Annotated in this window: 18 protein-coding genes; 4 read left to right on the top strand and 14 right to left on the bottom strand. The window is 48.6% G+C overall.

The window, feature by feature from the left end:
- Positions 1 to 549 precede the first annotated feature (549 nt).
- The 3 genes from ODZ53_RS23385 to ODZ53_RS23375 all read left to right on the top strand — a co-directional run bounded on the left by ODZ53_RS23385 (position 550) and on the right by ODZ53_RS23375 (position 4674).
- Positions 550 to 1770 carry a hypothetical protein gene (locus tag ODZ53_RS23385; RefSeq protein ID WP_372680509.1) on the top strand — a complete coding sequence of 407 codons (1221 nt, stop codon included), beginning with the start codon at positions 550 to 552 and terminating at the stop codon, positions 1768 to 1770.
- A gap of 210 nt (positions 1771 to 1980) precedes the next feature.
- Positions 1981 to 2382 carry a BlaI/MecI/CopY family transcriptional regulator gene (locus ODZ53_RS23380; protein WP_015892481.1) on the top strand — a complete coding sequence of 134 codons (402 nt, stop codon included), beginning with the start codon at positions 1981 to 1983 and terminating at the stop codon, positions 2380 to 2382.
- 45 nt (positions 2383 to 2427) lie between these two features.
- Positions 2428 to 4674, top strand: a complete 2247-nt coding sequence (locus tag ODZ53_RS23375; RefSeq protein WP_372680420.1) for a M56 family metallopeptidase — start codon at positions 2428 to 2430, stop codon at positions 4672 to 4674.
- 786 nt (positions 4675 to 5460) lie between these two features.
- On the opposite strand, the gene ODZ53_RS23370 is transcribed toward ODZ53_RS23375, so the two are convergent.
- The 4 genes from ODZ53_RS23370 to ODZ53_RS23355 form a co-directional block, all read right to left on the bottom strand.
- Positions 5461 to 5874: a VOC family protein gene (locus ODZ53_RS23370; protein WP_372680418.1), complete on the bottom strand. Its 414-nt coding sequence runs from the start codon at positions 5872 to 5874 to the stop codon at positions 5461 to 5463.
- 78 nt (positions 5875 to 5952) lie between these two features.
- On the bottom strand, positions 5953 to 6705 hold the full coding sequence (locus ODZ53_RS23365) for a sigma-70 family RNA polymerase sigma factor (protein WP_372680416.1): 753 nt from the start codon (positions 6703 to 6705) through the stop codon (positions 5953 to 5955).
- Positions 6706 to 6838: 133 nt separating this feature from the next.
- Complete coding sequence (locus tag ODZ53_RS23360; protein ID WP_372680414.1) at positions 6839 to 7696, bottom strand: putative RNA methyltransferase; 858 nt, start codon at positions 7694 to 7696, stop codon at positions 6839 to 6841.
- Positions 7697 to 8106: 410 nt separating this feature from the next.
- Positions 8107 to 8460, bottom strand: coding sequence for a winged helix-turn-helix transcriptional regulator (locus tag ODZ53_RS23355; RefSeq protein ID WP_142497791.1), 354 nt, complete (start codon positions 8458 to 8460; stop codon positions 8107 to 8109).
- Between the two features lie 263 nt (positions 8461 to 8723).
- On the opposite strand from ODZ53_RS23355, the gene ODZ53_RS23350 reads away from it, so the two are divergent.
- Positions 8724 to 9263: an NAD(P)H-dependent oxidoreductase gene (locus ODZ53_RS23350; protein WP_372680412.1), complete on the top strand. Its 540-nt coding sequence runs from the start codon at positions 8724 to 8726 to the stop codon at positions 9261 to 9263.
- Positions 9264 to 9459: 196 nt separating this feature from the next.
- Here the strand turns inward: ODZ53_RS23350 and ODZ53_RS23345 are convergent, their stop codons facing one another.
- The 10 genes from ODZ53_RS23345 to ODZ53_RS23300 are packed head-to-tail and all read right to left on the bottom strand — an operon-like array spanning position 9460 to position 19350.
- Complete coding sequence (locus ODZ53_RS23345; protein ID WP_372680410.1) at positions 9460 to 10419, bottom strand: ATP-grasp domain-containing protein; 960 nt, start codon at positions 10417 to 10419, stop codon at positions 9460 to 9462.
- Positions 10420 to 11691, bottom strand: a complete 1272-nt coding sequence (locus ODZ53_RS23340; protein ID WP_372680408.1) for a type III PLP-dependent enzyme domain-containing protein — start codon at positions 11689 to 11691, stop codon at positions 10420 to 10422.
- On the bottom strand, positions 11684 to 12856 hold the full coding sequence (locus ODZ53_RS23335) for a DegT/DnrJ/EryC1/StrS family aminotransferase (protein WP_372680406.1): 1173 nt from the start codon (positions 12854 to 12856) through the stop codon (positions 11684 to 11686). Before ODZ53_RS23335 ends, ODZ53_RS23340 begins: the two co-directional genes overlap by 8 nt.
- On the bottom strand, positions 12856 to 13884 hold the full coding sequence (locus tag ODZ53_RS23330) for a GNAT family N-acetyltransferase (protein WP_372680404.1): 1029 nt from the start codon (positions 13882 to 13884) through the stop codon (positions 12856 to 12858). The genes ODZ53_RS23335 and ODZ53_RS23330 overlap by 1 nt, the downstream gene beginning before the upstream one ends.
- On the bottom strand, positions 13853 to 14500 hold the full coding sequence (locus tag ODZ53_RS23325) for a sugar transferase (protein WP_372680402.1): 648 nt from the start codon (positions 14498 to 14500) through the stop codon (positions 13853 to 13855). The genes ODZ53_RS23330 and ODZ53_RS23325 overlap by 32 nt, the downstream gene beginning before the upstream one ends.
- A complete protein-coding gene (locus tag ODZ53_RS23320; protein ID WP_199927981.1) occupies positions 14484 to 15494 on the bottom strand; it encodes a polysaccharide deacetylase family protein in 1011 nt (336 codons plus the stop codon). The genes ODZ53_RS23325 and ODZ53_RS23320 overlap by 17 nt, the downstream gene beginning before the upstream one ends.
- A complete protein-coding gene (locus ODZ53_RS23315; RefSeq protein WP_372680507.1) occupies positions 15461 to 16699 on the bottom strand; it encodes a glycosyltransferase family 4 protein in 1239 nt (412 codons plus the stop codon). The genes ODZ53_RS23320 and ODZ53_RS23315 overlap by 34 nt, the downstream gene beginning before the upstream one ends.
- Positions 16659 to 17861, bottom strand: a complete 1203-nt coding sequence (locus tag ODZ53_RS23310) for an O-antigen ligase family protein (protein ID WP_372680400.1) — start codon at positions 17859 to 17861, stop codon at positions 16659 to 16661. Before ODZ53_RS23310 ends, ODZ53_RS23315 begins: the two co-directional genes overlap by 41 nt.
- Complete coding sequence (locus ODZ53_RS23305) at positions 17862 to 18578, bottom strand: phosphocholine cytidylyltransferase family protein (RefSeq protein ID WP_372680398.1); 717 nt, start codon at positions 18576 to 18578, stop codon at positions 17862 to 17864.
- Positions 18523 to 19350, bottom strand: coding sequence for a CDP-alcohol phosphatidyltransferase family protein (locus tag ODZ53_RS23300; RefSeq protein WP_372680396.1), 828 nt, complete (start codon positions 19348 to 19350; stop codon positions 18523 to 18525). The genes ODZ53_RS23305 and ODZ53_RS23300 overlap by 56 nt, the downstream gene beginning before the upstream one ends.
- Positions 19351 to 19360: the final 10 nt, after the last annotated feature.

The following is a 19360-nucleotide window of genomic DNA, read 5'->3' as shown; positions in this document are numbered from 1 at the left end:
TCACCAGCTAGGGGGATTCACTGCACGGCTCCATGGAAAAAGCGAAACCGCGTCCAAAGTAGAGGTTCAGGGATGCTTCTCAGAGGTGGACGCTTAAAAGCGTGTTTCGCTTTTTCCATTGCGCCTCGGTGGGTGCCCCAAAGATCTTCGCTTATTTCTCCTGTTTCCTTGCGAGCTGTTGGGTTTTCAAGTAGGTTTTAAAGATTGATAATCATTGAACAGCAACGTCAGAGAAGAATATTTCCAGTCCTAGCGACTTTCGAAGTCCAACTGAGCTTCGCAGTGATTTGCGGGCAATAGAAATGCAACGTGCCCAAACGACGTAGCGGCTACCACTTTTGCATTTCCCCGCAAATTGCTGCGGAGCGGACAGTCTATACATCCCAGCAGGACGTAGCCCGGAGCGTAGACTGGAAATATTCTTCTCTCCACCGCAGCAACTGGAACCTCGGCTTGGCTTTCTATGCTATTATTTTTAGTAAGCCCAAAGGTATTGATATCGTGATACATAGCGGATAAGTCAGGAGTTAAGAAGGAAGGATGAAGGAAATGCCAATTCATAAGAAAGTTGGTTCTCCTGCTGGTTCTATCAGAGAGGATGGTCGTTATCCTATCGACCTGACTGGCCCTCACAGCCACACACTTGTTCTCAAGCCCGGCGTAGGCAGCCTCTCCATTGGACCTTCACAAGCGGGCAATAAAACAGACCTACACGTCGATCCCTATACACCCATTAATTGGAATGTATTCGATTCCTTCGCCACGCCAGCTGGCTCGCCTTGGCCGCGAGTTCTGTACTACGCTGGGAGTGACACGAGCTTCTTCGACTGGGCCATAGAACGCCCCATTGAAGAAATGACATGGGTTCCGATCCTGCCTAAAGACATAGTCGTGGACGCCAGCCAATCCAAATTGCACGGCTTGCATATTGAACTGGACCAGTTTGAAAGCCGTTTGCACCTGAAGCTCCCGAAACGCCAGGTCTCTGAATATTTCCGTCTGAGTGTAGCTGGTGATCTATCGCGTTTTTCTGTCGCTGGCGACATGCCCTACTCTCTGACACTGAAGCCGCGCACCAGCCGCCGCAAGAATGATGAGCCCTTCTTGCTTCCCGATCTGGGCGCACTACACCAGGTCACAACCCTGACGCTTCGAAACGAACCGCTTGCGCAGCCTATCTCGCTTGCGTGTCTAGAGAGATTTCAAAATCTTACATCACTGAGCTTGTGGGGGAATTTCTGCGATTTGGAGCTCTTAGCTCGTCAGTCCCAGTTAACGAATTTGGAGCTGCGCTTTATGCCTGATCTGGGTGATTTGCCGCCATTAAATGTGTGGCCGTTGCTTGACAGATTTATCGCCTATAACGTGGAGGAGATTACGGGTAAGCGACTGAGGCAGCAAATGAAAGCACGAGCTAAGACTCGCCCGTGGACTGGCTACGCTTCCGTGAGCCAATTACGGAAGCCCGAATGGTGGACAACCGAGTTTGGCCGCCCATTTTCGTCCTGGCCGAAACGTCTGGCCAAGCTGGCTAATGAAGCCTATGATGTTGCACAAGCGGCCTTGGCCCAAGCCCGCAGCCTTGCTGATGCCGAGGCAGCCATTACCGCCTTCACCGTGCGCTTCAACCCCCTCAAAGGTATCGAAACGACTGAACGAGAAGACTTGGGTGAAGCCGTATGGCAACTAAGCCAGTCTGACCACCAAATTGGCCAGCCTATTACGGAGGAAATGGCTCAAAGCTGGTTCGACGCAGCACGCGATTATTAAAGGCCATCCTTTGCGGGATGGCCTTTTTTGCGTTCGCTGCTCTCATGTGATCACCAGATAACTGTCGTTATTCTATCTGGTCTGCATCCGGCAGACACCATGGTTAAAAATGGAAATTTCCCCTTGACACACTCCATTTACATTTGTAATATTAACCCAACAGATTATATTTACATCTGTAAATCAAAAGGTGAATGAGGAGGTGAGTACATGCCCAATATCCCCAAAATTTCGGAAGCAGAGTGGGAAATCATGAAGATCATTTGGAAGAACAATCCTATAAACGCTGAAAATATCGCACTTCTCTTGCCTGATGAAATCGAGTGGACCGATCAAACCGTTCGTACCTTCATCAACAGACTTTTGAAGAAAAAGGTGATCGGTTTTGAAAAATCGGGAAGGGGCTATAAGTATTTTCCATTGATTTCCGAAAAAGAATGCATCCGGGCAGAGAGCCAGTCGTTTTTGAAAAGAGTCTTTAGCGGGGCGGCAGACATGATGATGACCAATTTTTTAGAAGACGTCAAGTTGTCCCAAAAGGACATCGAGCATCTCCAAAAGATTCTGAATGAAAAGCAGAGAGACATGGGCAGCAGAGGCGATGACAGATGAGAAGAATGACAAAGCAGCAGATCTTACTGTAAAGAGGTAGAAGGCATGAACATGCTATGTGATATTTTTTTATGGGTTTTTGATGCCACCATTGGAGCTAGCCTCGTCGCTTTCATGGTGATAGCCATCAAGAAAATCTTTCATTACCGAATGAGCGCTCGGCTTCACCACGCGCTTTGGCTGATCGTGTTAATACGGCTTCTGTTCCCTTTTCTCCCTAACAGTTCGGTAAGCATCTTCAATATTTGGCAACTAGGCGTAGACAGCATAAAAAATGCTGTTTCCCCCCACTCCCCTGTTGCGAATGACGCGTCACAAAAAGAGAGAGAGCAAAACAGCAAACAAATAAACTCACCTCAAAATGATAAGACAAAACAGCCAGAAAATCAAAAACTTCTGGATCCCTCCATATCCCACCCAATCAAGATCGATCCAGACCCTGTCGAGGACACTCACACCCTTGGCGTAAAAATAGCAGCCATCGTCTGGCTAATCGGATGTATTTCCCTGCTTGGATTTATGTGTGCCTACCTGTTGCGGACCAGACGCAGAATGAGCAGCCTCAAAATCGTGACAGACCCGCAAGTCATTTCCATCATGGATGATTGCCGAAAAAGATTTGGCATCACCAAACCAATCCCTATCTATTCAGGAAGCTATAGAAAAAGTCCACATATCGCCGGGTTGATCCATCCTTGGATTTACTGTCCCGAAGAGATATGCAAGGAATCGAACGCCTCTGCGCTTACCCACGTCTTCTCCCACGAGCTTGCCCACTACAAAAGAAAAGACATCGCGTGGAACCTACTGGGTCTACTTGCTCTGGCCATTCACTGGATGAACCCTTTTATTTGGATGTGTGTAAAACAGATGAAGGCCGACCGGGAGCTTGCGTGTGACGCTTATGTGTTGAACGTTCTGGGTGAAGCTGAGTCTGTGCCCTACGGGATGACGATTATTCAATTTTTGCAGCGTTTTTCTACCAACCACCAGCAGCTTCACTTGCTTCCCTTTACCGAAGCAAATAACAAGAATCAAATGATAAGGAGAATTCAAATGATAAAAAGCTTTAAAGCAGGATCTTACAAGCTTTCGGTTGCTGCCGTTTTGTGCGTAGCTTTGATGAGTTCGGTGACCCTTACGAATGCCGCAGTGAAGGTAGAGAGTACCGTCAAGTCAGTCGCTTCCGATCAGGCTAATACAGAGCAAGAGGCTAGATTTTTGTTTGATTCGGATGAGCGAACATACGACCGTCTGTCAAAAGGAATACAGACAACTGGTTTTGCCTTTAAAGTTCCTGATGTGCTTGCTATGGACTATGAGTTTAAAGGGATGTATATCGATCAGAAAAAGTTGCGTACCAATAAAGAAACTCACGTTTATATTGAATTTAGCAAAAAAGATCCCTCATCTAAAGATGTGCGTTTTTCTGCAAGTAGCGGACTAAATGGACTAGAGGCTGCTTACAAAATAATCGTGGATGAACAAACAAAGGGATATGGGGAACAAAAAATAGAGAAGCAAAATTTGAAGGTCCAAGAGCTAGATGTAGTGAAAGTGACTTTTATTGGCGCAGATAACAACATTAACTCCGTTTACTATCTATGGCAAGATAACGGCATACAGTATAGCCTTAATAGTTTCGCAAGCGATCTTCAAGAAGACATTGTGAAAATGATCTCGAATGTGAAATACCCGGATCAAGCGATGAAAGAACGCTATGTAGGCTATACGAGTTACGTCATGGGCTTATATGATACGGAAGATGTACAGCATGGCTCAAAAGCAATAGGGTTTACTCCCAAATTTCCTTTGGAACTGCCGGGACAGTTCAAAGGTACAGCAGCAGATATAAGCTCAAAGGTAAATTTCAGCATGCCGGCAAATGAGAAAGATTATAAGACCATGTACCTTGGGATTTACTATGATGTTGCTGAGAAAAACAAAAGATTGAGCGGGGGAAATAGAATCTCGTTGGATCAAATCAAAGACACGAAAATATACGAAGATATGAAAAAGAATGGGAATGTAGCATTTTACCAATCTATGGACGAAGCGTACAAAGTTAAGGTAAACATGCTGAAAATCGCTGGAAATGAAGTGTTCAAAACGGAGAAATACAAGCGTTACGGAGAGGCGAGCACCGCAGCGGATCCAACTCTCATCTCCTATTTCTGGAGAGAAAATGACGTTTGTTTCAAAGTCACGTTTACGGACGGAGTGTCCAATGAGGAAGAGATTGTTTCCTACCTGATGAGCCAAAAAGCGGTAGACTTTCAGAACTTGAAGTAGTAAGGACGTACTAGTACTGTACGGTAGAAGAGAAAATGGTTTTGGGTGCCACTCCAGGAGCAAGCCTAGTTGCTTTGGTAGTGGCATCCGTCAAAAAGTACGGTTTCAAAAATGCACTGATCACGGAAAATCCGGCTTGTCATCGATGATGCGAAACATCCTAGAAGAACGTAGCCCGGAGCGTAGACTGGAAATATTCTTCTCCCCACCGCAGCTACATGTGAAAAACCTCGCTTTCAAGCTGTCGTGGTGGGAGGAAACAGGAGAAAACGCTCCAGCTTCTTGGGTCACCAGCTAGGGGGATTGACTGCACGGCTCCATGGAAAAAGCGAAACCGCGTCCAAAGCAGAGGTTCAGAGATGCTTCTCAGAGGTGGACGCTTAAAGGCCTGTTTCGCTTTTTCCATTGCGCCTCGGCAGGTGCCCCAAAGATCTTCGCTTATTTCTCCTGTTTCCTTGCGAGCTGTTGGTTTTCAGATAGGCTTTGAAAGATTGAGACAAATCATTAGCCACGCCAGAGAAGAATATTTCCAGTCCTAGCGACTTTCGAAGTCCAACCCAGCTTCGCAGTGATTTGCGGGCAAAAGAAATGCAACGTGCCCTAACGGCGGAGCGGCTACCACTTTTGCATTTCCCCGCAAATCGCTGCGGAGCGGACAGTTCCCACACACTAGCAGGACGTAGCCCGGAGTGTAGACTGGAAATATTCTTCTCTCCACCGCTGCCCCGTTGATAAGAATAACCACCTGCATAACTTTCACAGGTGGGTTTATAGAATCGGGTATCTCTATGCGTTTCTCTCTTCATCCTCAGCTGAAGGCCAGCCACCCCATAGGTGGTTCAAGTGCCCATCTGGATCACGAAATCGAAAGCTGTAGCCCCCGCCTCGCTTGTACGTCATTTCACTTACTTCGATTCCTTTGCTTTTCAGCTCCTCATAAACCTCATGGATTTGGTCTACCTGCAAAGAGATGATCGGCTGGGCTTGTCCTGCCATATCGGTAAAGTCCAAACGAGGAACTTCCGGACTACGAATAAGCCCGAGACCTACTCCACCTACGTTCAACCACGCTTCATTGTCTCCAGGTGAAAATTCGAAGGTAAACGGAATGCCGAGCACATCGCGATACCACTTTATGGACACCTCCAAGTTTTTGACGGGCAGCTGTACAACCGCAAAATTACGCACATGGATACTCATTTGTGTTCGCTCCTTTATTTCAAATATGTACTTTCACCCTCATAAACGAAAGAAAAGAACAAAAAGAAACGGGTGCTTCTACCATTTCTGAAAAAAATGCAGCAAATGTCCATCCGGGTCACGAACAGCAAAGAAAAGGCGATCGCCTGCTACCGAAACCTTTTCCACGCTCATACCCTGTTCGGTGAGACGCAGGTACGTTTGACAAATCGCATAGGCATCCCCCGCACGAAAGGCAGCCAAAAATTGCTCAAACCCTTCTTTTGATACAAATCCGGACGAATCACGATGTCCAGCTTTGTCGATTTTCTTTTTGTTGGACGGGCTTTCATCCTGTCTGGATTGCTCTGCTAACACGAACAAGCGCTGTCGTGCCCTCTTCACCCCTTCCTTCACTGCCCCTACGGTCGTATGCAGTAATGTAGCTGTTTCCTGCGCCGTAAACGAAAAAATGTCCATCATGAGAATCAGCACCATCTGTCTGGCATTTAGACGATCAGCCAGTTGCTCGAACACCTCTCTTTGCACAAATGCATCGGATACACGGGACTGGTGCAGATAGATCGCTTCATCAAACAGGGCGAGATGCTCATTCGCCTTTCCCTTCCTGCAATGATCGATCCAAGCATTCGTAGCAATTTGCCTCAAAAATGCCTTGGTTAGTTCTCTGTCTGGAGCCTTCTGCAAGGAACGATATAGCTTCGTCAATGTTTCTTGCAGGAGATCCTCCGCATCCCAGTCGTTTTTCGTGAGGGACAAGCAATGCTTTTGGATATCCGCTAGAAAAGGTTTTACGCGCAAAAAGGAAGCCTTATCCTGATCAGCCCCCATACTATCCCTCCGAGACTTTTTCGAGTATTCATACTTATTTTCAAAAAAAGAAAGAACGCTGTCAACAAAGACCGTGTAAAAATAGGAAAGCGACCGTCCAGAACGTATTTTCCCGCTCAGGACAGTCGCTGCTTTATTTCCTGCCAATCAACACAACCAAGTCTATCGTCATATCCATTCCAGCCAAGTTTGACACCCGTTCCAACTGCTCAGGTGTCGCCCCCCATGCCAACGGCGTCATCTGAAGCAGGGAAGCTAGACCCTCTTCATCCAGTCGAAACTGATACTGAACCCGTTCCTTACCGATTAGTTGGAAGCTGGTTTTGAAGTGATCGATCGTACGATGATTTTCATATTGTGTTTTGGGTGTCTCTTGATACAAGACTTCCCGTAGCTCTCGCAAGTAGTTCGCCTCTGGTATGACTTTGATCATTCGTCCTTCATCAGCCAGAAGTCTATGAAACTCATCCGAATTGGATGGAGATAACAGATTGAGAATGTAAGGAAACTGTCTATCCACAAACGGTGCATTCGTCAAATCACCGACGCACCAAACTATTTCTGAATCATTCTTCGCCGCAAGCATAACTCCCTCTTTAGCGAGATCGACACCCACTCCGATAATGGGGACTTCGCTTGCTTGCATCACTCTCTGCCGAACCTGCGTCAAATGATAGCCTTCGCCGCATCCTGCATCCAGCACGTACATCCGGTTTTCCTCAGGTTCTGTCGTTTGCAGGATGACTTCGCTCAACACGTCATACAATGGATCAAAAAAACCTTGCTCCATAATCGCCCTTCTTGCGCAAAACAATTGCTTGTCATACTTTGTTTTGTAGGTTCGTGTAGCCAAGTGAACGTAGCCGTGCTTGGATAAATCAAAGCAATGATGATTGTTGCATACCAAGCTAGTTGCAGGTACGTTGCGCATAGCCGCTTGGCAAATTGGACAACGAAAAATCCCCACATGCTGGGAGATAGCTGTAGACATCAAAAAAGCACCCCATTCATTCGAATTTCGGTGAATGAAAAAAGGCACAGTCAAATAAACCCCAAGCATTTTAACAAAAATGCGGGATTACGTTGATCTGTACCTCACATTACCGTAGACGAATGAACTGGATGATCATGGTGTGTAACACTCCTGCATTTTGATTAAGTAGGCATCACGTGGACGCTCACCTGCAATTGTAGCACATTTCAGTATATACTTCAGCGCCAAAGCCTCGGTGATCAGCCAAGCAGTTAACGAACGGGCGTGTAGCGGAGCACCACGACGCCGGAGCCGTGCGAAGTCGACCATGAATGAAGGTCCGTCTCCGCTGCTGGCAATGGTAGGCCAAGCACTTTCCATCGGCTGGTAGATTTCACGTTAGACGACCGGGTATGCCATCGCTGGGCTTATCCGTTTGGGGTGCCGATCTTCTTGTATTCCATGTGATGAAAACCCCATTCACACATATCACCAAGTACCTTACTGAGCGTATGTCCGTGCTCAGAAACGAAGTACTCGACTTTAGGCGGAATCTCTTGATACACCTGCCGAATGATTAGTCCATCCTGTTCCAGCTCGCGAAGCTGGCTGGTAAGCATTCCTTGGCTAATCGACGGAAGCATCCGTCTCAGCTCTCCAAAGCGCTTGGTACCTTCATTTAATAGAATGTATAAGATGATTGGCTTCCATTTGCCCCCGATTAATTGAAGGGTAACCATGATTCCTTCTGATAGAAAGGACTTGCTTAAATCTTCGGACATATACTTATTCCTCGCTTACTGACATTTTTCTTCGGATGTAGTCATTGTAGCAAATGCTACAGGTTTAACCAACTACTCCAAAAAACCGTACTTAGTACGGTTTACCATACCATCCTACAGGAACTCAGGTCTGATCAATAGTACGATCAACCCGACATAGTACGGAAAAAGAGCGTACTTTACAATGCTCGATGCTCCCTGAATAATAAGGGCTGTCAGGTGAGAAGCCCTGATGCCATCTTTTAAGAGAGAGGAAGATCTTCATGAAAACACTGGTAATTGTCGCGCATCCGTCCTTGGAGCAGTCCCGGGCCAACCATGCTCTTATTCAAGAACTGAGCCTCCATGATAACATTGATGTCCACAACCTTTACGGGGAGTACCCAGATGGGAACATCGACATAGAGAGGGAACAGCAGCTGCTGGACAAGTATGACCGGATCGTACTTCAATTCCCATTGTACTGGTACAGCACCCCACCGTTGCTCAAGAAATGGTTTGACGATGTATTGACATACGGATGGGCATTTGGATCTGAAGGTGATCATCTGAAAGGCAAGGAGTTCATCGTGGCAACAACAGCAGGTGCCAGTGAGCGGAGTTACCGTTCAGGAGGCAGCAACAAATACACGATCAGCGAGCTTATGAGGCCGCTTGAATTGTCCCTCAAGTACACCGGCGCTATCTATCTGCCTGCTTTCGTGGTGTACGATACCATGGAAGTTACAGATGAGCAGTTGAAATTGGAAGCACATAAGTACCTGGAACATATCCGCGCTTCCGCAGAAGAACTTATTGAATAAACGGAATATACGGAAATTAACATCCTAAAAAACGCTATAACATTGAACTATCCCGTTAGCTTAACCAACAGGCGCGAGTCTACTACTTCTTTTCATCTGACATCTTCGGGCACGATACAATATGGGGCAGGTACGCAGTTATTCTCTTGTTTTTAACTTACCTGCCCACTCCCGCTCCTTAAGGAAATTTTCCCCTTCACTCAAACAGCATGACCTCATCGTATTTCATCAGGATGCTTCCTTCCTTGTATTCCCCCACTTTAGGCACATTCACCAGACCCTTTATGTTTTGGAGAAGCGCACGAACGATGTTCACTCCGCTTTCGTGAGCATGCGGATAACCTCCGCCAAAACGGGGATTGATCTCCGACACAACGTACTGATCTCCGACCAAAAAACAATCGATGTCAATGGGCCCACGCGGCTCTAGGACACGGATGAGTTCCTTCGCAAGTGATAGCAGACGCGGATCTTTTACCGCGAGGGAGCGATCCGTCTCCCCTGCCCGCATTCGCAGCTTTTTGCGGGTGAAAAGTGTCACCAGCTCCCCCGAGATCAGATCCACATAGCCATCCACTCCGTACTCCTCTGCCTGTAGGAACGGTTGAATGACGACATCCTCCATTTTTTCCATGAGCACGGGCCATTCTTGGTCATTCTCCACACGTGTGATGCCCAAACTGGCACTTCCATACCGCGGCTTGACGATCAATGGATACGTAATCTGCCCTGCAAAAAGCGCTGCTTGTACCTCGTCCATTTTGGTAAAGGTAGGAATGGCGGGAATCTGATGCGCGGACAAAAAATCATACGTTGCCCTCTTATCCAAACACATCTGGATTACATCCCGGCTGGACACGATCACCTCGATGCCCTGCATGTAGAAGCGATCTGCATGCGCTGCCAACAACGTCAGCTCAGGGTCTATTAAAGAGAGGATTGCCTTGATCTCGTATCGTTGGCAAATGTGCAGCAGGGCATCGAGATAACCAGGATCATCGATACGCGGCACCTGCTCGTGATGATGGGCAGCGTACAAGGCCGGGGCCGTCGGATCACAGTCCACTGCTATGATTTTGCCAGTGTCCCCCCATTCGCGTACAAAATAGTGGAGCAGCTTAACTCGTCTGCCTACACTTGTCACAAGTACGTTCATTCAGTTCACTACCTCCTGCTTGTCAACGTGAAAACGATAAACCGATTCGGGAATGAATTGTTGAAGAGTCTCTTTTCCCCTAACCATGAACACTTCAGTTCCATCGATGGCAAGAACAGGCGGTCTCTCCCGAATAAATGGTGGATTAAAGACGAGCGTATAAGCTCCTACGTGCCCGAAGACAAAATAATCCCCGATATCAGGCAGAGGCCCCGTGTAGCCTTGAAGCAAATAATCTTTTTCCATGCACGTATACCCGACAACATGATATGTCGCTTCGGGAACTGGCTTGCGGTTGCACACAAGTCGGGTTGGCAAGAGGTGCGAATGCATCGTCGGCTTGACATTGTGAATACTTCCATCCACGAGAACAAATCGCTCGCCTCTGTTTTCTTTTACATCGATGACTCGGCAAACAAAATCAACGGCATCTGCCACAAGGGAAATACCCGGCTCGAGTATCAGCAATGGCATATGATCCAGCTCTGCCAGCTCTTCCTTCACAACTGACGTAATCGCTTCGGCGTACTCCTCAAAGGTTGGAGCAGCCGTCATCCCGAATGAGGTCGGGAGCTCGCCATAAAATCCGCCTCCCATATCGATAAAAGCAAGCCGCTCTCCCAAATGCTGCTTCCCCAAACGGCATAGATGGCGCGTAATTTGGCGATACACACCGACACTGCGATTGGTGGAAAAGTGTCCATGCAATCCGACTACATGCACATTCGGGGCGACAGCCAACTGGCTCAGGGCTTTTTCCAAATTGCCGTTTTCGACGCAAAAACCAAATCGGCTGACCTCGTACCCATTTTGCAAAGGACTCACTCCACCCCTGGCCAAATCCACATTAATCCGCAGTCCAATCCGAAATGTCTGCTCGGGATACTGCATGGCGTAGGCCACCACCCACGGGATTTCCGAAAAAGAATCCAGATTGATCAGACTCCCCTGCTCTAAGGCAAAGTGAATGTCGTCTTCCGTTTTGAGCGGGCCGTTAAATATGATGGACGCAGGATCGACGCCGAGCTTCCGTGCCAATTCGTACTCCAATCGAGAGACGACTTCCGCATGCGCCCCTAACTGATGCAGCTCTTGGCATAAAAACGGCAAGTAATTCGTCTTATACGAATACGCGACGACTACATGCTCATAGCGCCGAGTAAACGCCCGTTGGAAGCGACGATAGTTCTCGGAGAGCTTCACTGTATCCAGCACGTAAAATGAAGACGAGCAAAGACTACGCCATTTTTCTAGCTGCTCATAACTATACATGGCGCACCCCCTGTTCCTGATTCAGGAGGCTGCTCGTGATCACACCGATGACTCGCTCCTGCTGTTCGGCGGTTAAGCTGGAACCAGACGGCAAGCAAACACCTTGGGCAAATAGCCGATCTGATATACTCTCATCAGGTTGGTGTGGATAGTATTGGCACTGTGCGAACAACGGTTGAAGATGCATCGGCTTCCACACAGGGCGGGCTTCGATATTTTCTTTGCCCAGTTCATCGATCAATCGTGCAGCTGAGAGGGTTGTGTCCGCCGGATTCAGTGTCATCACTGTCAGCCATCGTGTGGATCGCCCTGTCGTCGGCTCGGGCATGAACGAAATACCTGGCAATTGCCCGAGGGCTTGCTCATAGCGCTTGAAAATCCCTCGCCTTGCCTCGATTCGCTCCTCCAAAACACGCAGTTGCCCCCGGCCAATTGCGGCCAGTACGTTGCTCAACCGATAGTTGTAGCCCATCTCTTCATGCTGGTAATGCTTGGCTGGCTCCTTCGCCTGCGTCGACCAGAAGCGCGCCTTTTCGATTGCCTCAACGTCATCGGAGACGAGCATTCCCCCACCTGAAGTCGTCATGATTTTATTGCCATTAAATGAAAAGGTCCCAACATGACCAAAGGCGCCGCTCATTCTCCCTTTGTATACAGCCCCTAACGATTCGGCTGCATCTTCCACCACGCGAACCCCATACTGCTCACAAAGCGCCATCAACGGTCCCATATCGGCGCTCTGTCCATATAAATTGACGATGACGACCGCCTTGGGCAACTTGTCCGCTGCTGCCGCTTCCCGCAGGGCACGCTCTAATGCCAGCGGAGACATATTCCAAGACCCGGCCTCGGAATCAATGAATACAGGAGTCGCTCCCTGGTACAAAATCGGATTGGCACTGGCGACGAAGGTGAGACTGGAGCAAAACACCGTGTCACCCGGAGCGACATCTGCTAGCCGAAGCCCGAGATGGATAGCAGCCGTACCAGAGGACACAGCCAGCGCAGCTTTTACGCCCACATACTGGGCAATTTCTCGCTCAAAGGCATCGACGTGTTCCCCCAATGGTGCAATCCAATTGGAGGCAAAGGCGTCCGCCACCAACTCCCGCTCATCCTCCCCCATATGTGGCGGTGATAAAAAAATCCGCTGCTTCGCAATCATTACGACGTCCCCCCATTGCGATAGGCAGGAAAAAAATCTTGCTCGCCAGCCTGATCGACCTGTAGTTTTTGGCACAAAGCCAGATACACTTCCTCATCGTGAACTTTCTTGCCCATCCAGTAAGGAAAATGATTGCCGTTTGCAAACGAGGACTTGAAACGGAACAAGCCATCTCCATCCATATTTCCACCTCCAAGGAGAAGTAGCTGTGCCCCATCCTGCTTTGCCTGCTGGATCATGGCGTCGAAGAGGAGGTGGTTGACCCCAAGCGCCATGTCTTCCGTATGGGATGCCCCTAGCTGATAATGGGCGAATTGTTTTCCACTGAGCAAAAGCACTCCCGCCACCGGGCGATCCTCATGCATGGCGAGCAGAAGCCGCGGCTTGCACAGCGCTGTTTTTTTCATGAGTCCCCAAAAAAACTCAGGAGCATAGTAATAGTGCGCCGCGGCATGGTTACGGTCCATCGTCTCCCGATGCAGCTGGATAAAAGAATGCAACCGATCGGTTCCGCCCAATGTAACCCGGACGTCATTTGCCGCGGCCTTCCTCATATTTCTTCCTACGTTTTGTGTATAGTGGGCGCGGATGAAGGCAAGGGTGGGGCGTAAATCGACCGCCGTTACCATCCTCACCAGATCCAGTTGCATTTGATCCGCGAACAGCTCCGCATTCCCCAGCAACGGATGAAAGCGAACCGTTTCTGTCAGATAGTTTTTGTACCGACAGTAGACGTGGAATTGCTCCTGGAACAATCGGGCAGCCGTCTGTCCTCCCACGACAAATGGCCCTCCGTATCCAATCGAAACCAAATCAGCATAGCCGGGAATCCACCCATCCAGACGTCTGACCAAATAGGGATAGAAAACCTCGTTCTCCCCACTCTTGAAAAAAACAGCTTCTGGCGTGCCCTGCTCCATTTTGGCGTATAGCTGCACAAATTCTTTCGTGTAGGACACGTCTAATTTTAAAAAACGCCGCAAATATTCGGTCCAATCATCCTGTTCCGACAGTACGATCAGGCTCACATGCTCCCCTCCCAGCGCGCTCTCTGTTTTCACTCCCTCTGAAGTCTTCTACCGTGACGCTGCCCTGCTGATTTATGCCTGTCGATTGAAAAACACGCTTGATCGTCAGACCGATAATCCGCATATCCAGAAAAAAGCTGCTATTTTCTACATACCAGACGTCCAACTCAAACTTTTGCTCCCAGTCAATTGCATTTCTCCCATTGACCTGCGCCCAGCCTGTAATCCCCGGCTTTACGTCGTGTCGCTTCAACTGCCGTGGCGTGTACAGCGGCAGGTACTCCATTAGCAGTGGTCTCGGCCCTACGAGACTCATTTCACCACGGAGCACATTCCATAATTGCGGCAGTTCATCCAAGCTATACTTGCGCAAAAGCGTACCGAATGAACCCAGTCGCTGCTCATCAGAGAGAAGCACTCCACTCTCATCACGCTCATTCGTCATCGTGCGAAATTTGTAAATGAAAAACGATTTTCCGTGCAAACCTGGTCGCTCTTGTACAAACAAAACCGGAGACCCCAGCTTCCAGCGGATGAGCAGACTCACCAGCAAGATCAGTGGGGACAGTATGACGAGCATCAGGAAGGATACGCAACGATCAAACAAGGACTTCATGCCGCACCTCCTGATGATTCCACTTCGCTGCCGCTTCCTCCATACTGAGGCTCTGCATGCCGTACCTCTCGCGTAACATGGAGTAATGCTGGAGGATTTCCTCCAAAAAGGAGAGATTCTCTTCCATGTGGCTCCCGAAGTTCTCCGGATGCCACCATAGATGGTACAAACGATTGTGCTCGGCCGTATGAGTCAGGTCGCATTTGATTCTTTTCATGCGCCATTTTTCCAACCTCTGTAGTCGAGGATGATAAGGACGCAAAAACCGGCTGGATGGAACATCGATCATTCCATCTGGACTACGCTGCAATGAAACGTAGTTGTTATGGCCGGAGAGATTCACATACGCATCCATCAGCCGCATGGCTCTTTTGAACAATGTCTCTTCGGCAGCCCCTCTTGTGTGGTACATCCAAGACTGCTCGTTGCCGCGATAGGAACGGAATCCCTTTTTCTTGCACAAAGATAAATAAGCGGACTGCACCTGATTTCGCGGAAAAACGATGCTGGATGGGGCGTACCCTTTTTTGCGAGTTAATCTATGAAAAGAATCAAGGTCAGCAGCAAAAGCTTCGGGAGTCTGTCCTGGCTCTAGACAATAGTAGTGGGAAAGGGTGTGGCTTCCGATGAATTGATGCGGGTAAGAGGATATCAGCTTGATTAAGGAAGGAGCAAAATGATACGGGTCGACTTGCTCATGCTCTCCTATCGCATCTGTCTCCATATAGGGATAGGGTGACAGCTTTTCATCGGAATACGCCGGGAGATGCCGTGGGACGACACTTGCCAACTCCTTGCGCGACTCGCAAAACAAAAAACCGACAGTAGCCCAGGTGACGTGCATTTCATACTTGGCAAACAGCTCCAAAAGTGCGGGGATCACTCGACGAACGCCTAACAAATTTTGCTCATAGGATGGAATGGTTCTCTTGTCTCGGACGCCCCAGTAAAGTTCAAAGTCTAGGGAAATGACGAATGCTCCCGTCTTGTCCAATCTTCTCCGCTGCCTCCTTTCTCCTGCTCTCTTTCTTCTCGCAGCTGACCAGTCAGTTTGGCAAATAACGCCGCCTGCTTCGCAAGGACTGTCCGCTCATCGAAGTGCTCAAGCGCGATGCTGCGGCTATTCTGTCCGAATGCTTCTCTGAGTCTCGAATCCACTACGAGCTTTTTTAAGGCTGCATACAAGGGAGTTACTTGTTTTGGTTCTACTAAAAATCCGTTCACACCATCCCTGACTTCTTCCCGACATCCACGGATATTCGTGGCGACGATCGGTTTTGCCATCGCCATCGCCTCAATGATGGATCGAGGCAGCCCTTCACGATGAGAGGGAAGAACAAAAATATCGCTTGTGGCCATCAGCTCCGGGATGTCTGTGCGAAATCCAGCCAAAATGATTTGCGGATGCTGTCGGCAAAGCTCCACAAAGTTTTGCCCCCGCTGATCGCGTTCACTGGAAGACACGTCCCCCACCAACAAGAGGCGCAGACGCGGAAATTCGCCCGCCAGCTTGCGAAAGGCTTCCAACAGCTCAAAAATCCCTTTTTCCGAGACCATACGTCCCACATAGGTAATCACCACATGATCATCCTGCAGCCCCAGTGAGGATTTGATAGACTGGACCTTTTCTCTCGTAACGTGTCGTGGGTGAAAGCGTTCTGTGAGATCAACACCGTTGCCAATGTGCAGAATCCGCTCCGTCTGGGAGGAGAAGCCATCCTGCACGCTCAATTCGTAATCCTCTCGACTCTGAAGCAAAAGATAGTCGGTCATATGCCGGGCAAACCATTTTTCCAGCGTGTAGTACATTTGATACGTACTTTTGCTCATTCCCTCATGAAAGAAGTAGCCATGCGCTGTGTAAATGACATGCGGCACTCCTGCCAGCCTTGCTGCCACGCGCCCGAGAACAGCAGCAATCGGCGTATGGACATGCACGACATCATACTTCTCCCGTTTCATCAGCCGATACAAGGCTCCAATTGTGCCCAAATTGGAAATCGGGTCGATCTTTCGCTTAATGGGGATACTTCGAAGCGTCAATCCCTTTGCTGTTAGCACATCAAAGCGTCCTGTATCCGAACACGCAGTATGCACCTCGTAGCCTTCATCCATCAGCTTTTCAATCAGGGGAAACAGCAAGCTTTCTACAGAGCGGTCAATTGCGCATACTTGCAAGATTTTTTTCAAGCAGATCACCGCCATTTTTGATCTGACGCGTATTGATTTCGGCTGTCACGAAATACAGCGCGAGCATGATCCAGAAAAACGTTTCGCGGATTCCGTTATGCGTGAGTCCGTACAAAACTTGGAAGACAAGCGGATACCAAGCAACCAATCGATGCCCTCGGACCGCCCCATAAATCACGAGAATAAACAACACCGTGCCTATTACGCCGTAGGAAAAGAACAGATTGGCTAAGGTAGAATGCAGCTCCAACGAAATGCTGCTGTTAAATCGCTCGTACATCCCTTCCCCTGCTCCGAACAAAATGTACTGCGGATGGTTGGCAATCCGGTCATAGCCCCTCGCTGCCAAATTGTCATCCGAATCTTCGCCGAGTGTTATCATTCGTTCTTCTATCTGCGTGTAAATAGATGCATCGCTCAGCACGTTTTCGTTGGTGTACAAATAGATGAAGAAGACAGTGAAGGACGAGACGAGCACGCAAAGCAGATTTATCCAAAACAAGCCCGTTCGTTCTTTGATGGAGAGGAGCAAAAAAACGAGGTACATCCCTACGGCACTAATGATCGCTGCTTTCGACAGGGACGCTGCAATGATGCTAAACGCCGTGCCGATCGAAATAAAAAGAGGAATGGTCTTCACAGACACAAAGCGAGCACACAGCAGGCATATTCCCATGCACAAGAGCCCAAAATAGCCGAGCTGGTTCGGATTGTTAAAGAACAACGATTGCCTGAACTCTCCGCTATCCGGTGACAGACCTGACACGAGAAGGAATGCCTGAACGAGCAAGGAAGTAGATGTAGCCAGGAAGATCCATTTGACGTACTCTTGCGGGTTGCGCCTGAACAATATAATCAGGGCAAGCATCACGGCTCCGTTGTACATGTACCATTTGGTCGAGCTGAATACATCCATTTCCCCGCCTAATGCAATCGCCCATATGCCATTCACCATCATGATGTCGTACAAAAACAGAAGGGTAAGGAAGAGAAACAATCCGAGTCTGCGATTGACCCGCCCCAGGCGAAACAAGAAGCTGTAGGCGATCAAAATCAGCATAAGAAAATCGGCGATTTGCGGATTGCCACTTGGGAAGAAGTAGAAGGGCTTAAGCACCACATATAGCAAAAGAAGGATCTTGTCCGGGGAGAGCTTTTCCTTGACCATCATTTACCTGTGTGCCAGATGGTTAGTGAATTGCAGGATTCGCCGATAATCCTCCCACGTATCAACCTCTGCCCAAAACAATCCCGGTGGTATTTGTGCGACATACACATTCTTTTCGCCCAAAAAAGAATAGAGGACATTTTCCCACCATAAATCATACTGCTTCTCCTGAATCAACCTTTGTAATCGACGCAAAAATATCGGCAGAAAGCTCTCTTGAAGCTTGGCAATTCCAACGTATTCGCCAGTTGTCTCTTCCAGAGAGAGTCCCTTTCCGTGGCGAAGCAGCAGTCCGTTTTCATAACCAAATTTATAATCTCCCTCATAGCGACGGACTGGATCAGCAAGCATGACGGGACATGTGGTCTCTTGCAACACGACTTCCAGCACCTTTGATTCAAAGTAAACGTCAGCGTTCAACAGCAAGCAATCGCTCCCTTGCAAAAAATCGCGGGCGAACCAGAGGGACACGATACTATTCGTCCGATCATAAAAAGGATTGTGGTAAAAACGAATAGGTTCATCTCTGAGCAGTTTGAAAATCATGTTGGCTTGATAGCCCACCACCATCGCGATCTCTTCAATTCCGTGGCGCCTTAGCTCCGCTATCGTATTTTCAATGAGCGTTTGGTTCCCGATATCCACGGTACACTTGGGAATACCGTCAATTTGCGCGTTGATTCGTGACCCGAGACCTGCCGCCATGAGCAGTGCCTTCATCCGACTCCCCTCCTTCTTTCAGAGTTGGCATGACGTATTTGATGTTCAGCTTCAGCTTGTACATCGATCTGGCCAGTCCGACGAACAGGTGGTAGAAGGTCCATAAGAGCAAAAATAGCATCTGACCGCTGATTGCCCATAGAAACGCGGTAACGAGTACGCCCAACTGATAGCCCGTTTGGGTAAGAAAAAGGAAGACAAACGCATCGATCCATTTGCTACGCTTTCTCATGGAGACTGTTTCGTGAGAGATTTTCCCTTGGCTAAAGACGAGATCGGAACCATTGGTCGCCAAAATCTCGGCAAAAATCGAGAGCAAAATCAAATAGAGTAGCCACGGATCCAACATCGCGTGATGATCCGTGATTCCGTAAATCACACCGAATGACACCAGGTAGAGTGCATAATTGAGTCCGATGTCCAGCCATTCTCCTCCCTTGCTCTTCTGATTACGCATGCGGGCTACTTCCCCGTCGACGCAATCTGCCAAGTAGCACACCTGACAGAAGAAGCAGCCGAGCAGAAAGGATGCCGCCGTTCCGTACATAAATGCTGCAGCACTAAGGAGTCCAGCGACAATCCCCCCCATTGTAATCGCGTTGGGAGATATGCGTGTTTTTCGGATCAGCAATAAGCTCATGTAGATCGAGATGCGACGAGTAAAGTAGTACGACCAAAATTCTTCCCTGCTCCACGGCTTCTGCACCTGCACACGGCAATGGCGTGTCTCTTCACTATCCCAAAACATAGACGGATACAGCTCATCCTTCACGGTAAGCCAC

This window comes from Brevibacillus sp. BD137, assembly GCF_041644655.1.
GTDB lineage: Bacteria > Bacillota > Bacilli > Brevibacillales > Brevibacillaceae > Brevibacillus > Brevibacillus brevis_D.
This window is presented reverse-complemented; position numbering and strand designations above follow the sequence as displayed.

Bases quoted from the DNA above. Each gene is read 5' to 3' on its own strand.
- ODZ53_RS23385 (WP_372680509.1), top strand. From the start codon at position 550: ATGCCAATTCATAAGAAAGTTGGTTCTCCTGCTGGTTCTATCAGAGAG.
- ODZ53_RS23380 (WP_015892481.1), top strand. From the start codon at position 1,981: ATGCCCAATATCCCCAAAATTTCGGAAGCAGAGTGGGAAATCATGAAG.
- ODZ53_RS23375 (WP_372680420.1), top strand. From the start codon at position 2,428: ATGAACATGCTATGTGATATTTTTTTATGGGTTTTTGATGCCACCATT.
- ODZ53_RS23370 (WP_372680418.1), bottom strand. From the start codon at position 5,874: ATGAGTATCCATGTGCGTAATTTTGCGGTTGTACAGCTGCCCGTCAAA.
- ODZ53_RS23365 (WP_372680416.1), bottom strand. From the start codon at position 6,705: ATGGGGGCTGATCAGGATAAGGCTTCCTTTTTGCGCGTAAAACCTTTT.
- ODZ53_RS23360 (WP_372680414.1), bottom strand. From the start codon at position 7,696: ATGTCTACAGCTATCTCCCAGCATGTGGGGATTTTTCGTTGTCCAATT.
- ODZ53_RS23355 (WP_142497791.1), bottom strand. From the start codon at position 8,460: ATGTCCGAAGATTTAAGCAAGTCCTTTCTATCAGAAGGAATCATGGTT.
- ODZ53_RS23350 (WP_372680412.1), top strand. From the start codon at position 8,724: ATGAAAACACTGGTAATTGTCGCGCATCCGTCCTTGGAGCAGTCCCGG.
- ODZ53_RS23345 (WP_372680410.1), bottom strand. From the start codon at position 10,419: ATGAACGTACTTGTGACAAGTGTAGGCAGACGAGTTAAGCTGCTCCAC.
- ODZ53_RS23340 (WP_372680408.1), bottom strand. From the start codon at position 11,691: ATGTATAGTTATGAGCAGCTAGAAAAATGGCGTAGTCTTTGCTCGTCT.
- ODZ53_RS23335 (WP_372680406.1), bottom strand. From the start codon at position 12,856: ATGATTGCGAAGCAGCGGATTTTTTTATCACCGCCACATATGGGGGAG.
- ODZ53_RS23325 (WP_372680402.1), bottom strand. From the start codon at position 14,500: ATGAAGTCCTTGTTTGATCGTTGCGTATCCTTCCTGATGCTCGTCATA.
- ODZ53_RS23310 (WP_372680400.1), bottom strand. From the start codon at position 17,861: ATGATGGTCAAGGAAAAGCTCTCCCCGGACAAGATCCTTCTTTTGCTA.
- ODZ53_RS23305 (WP_372680398.1), bottom strand. From the start codon at position 18,578: ATGAAGGCACTGCTCATGGCGGCAGGTCTCGGGTCACGAATCAACGCG.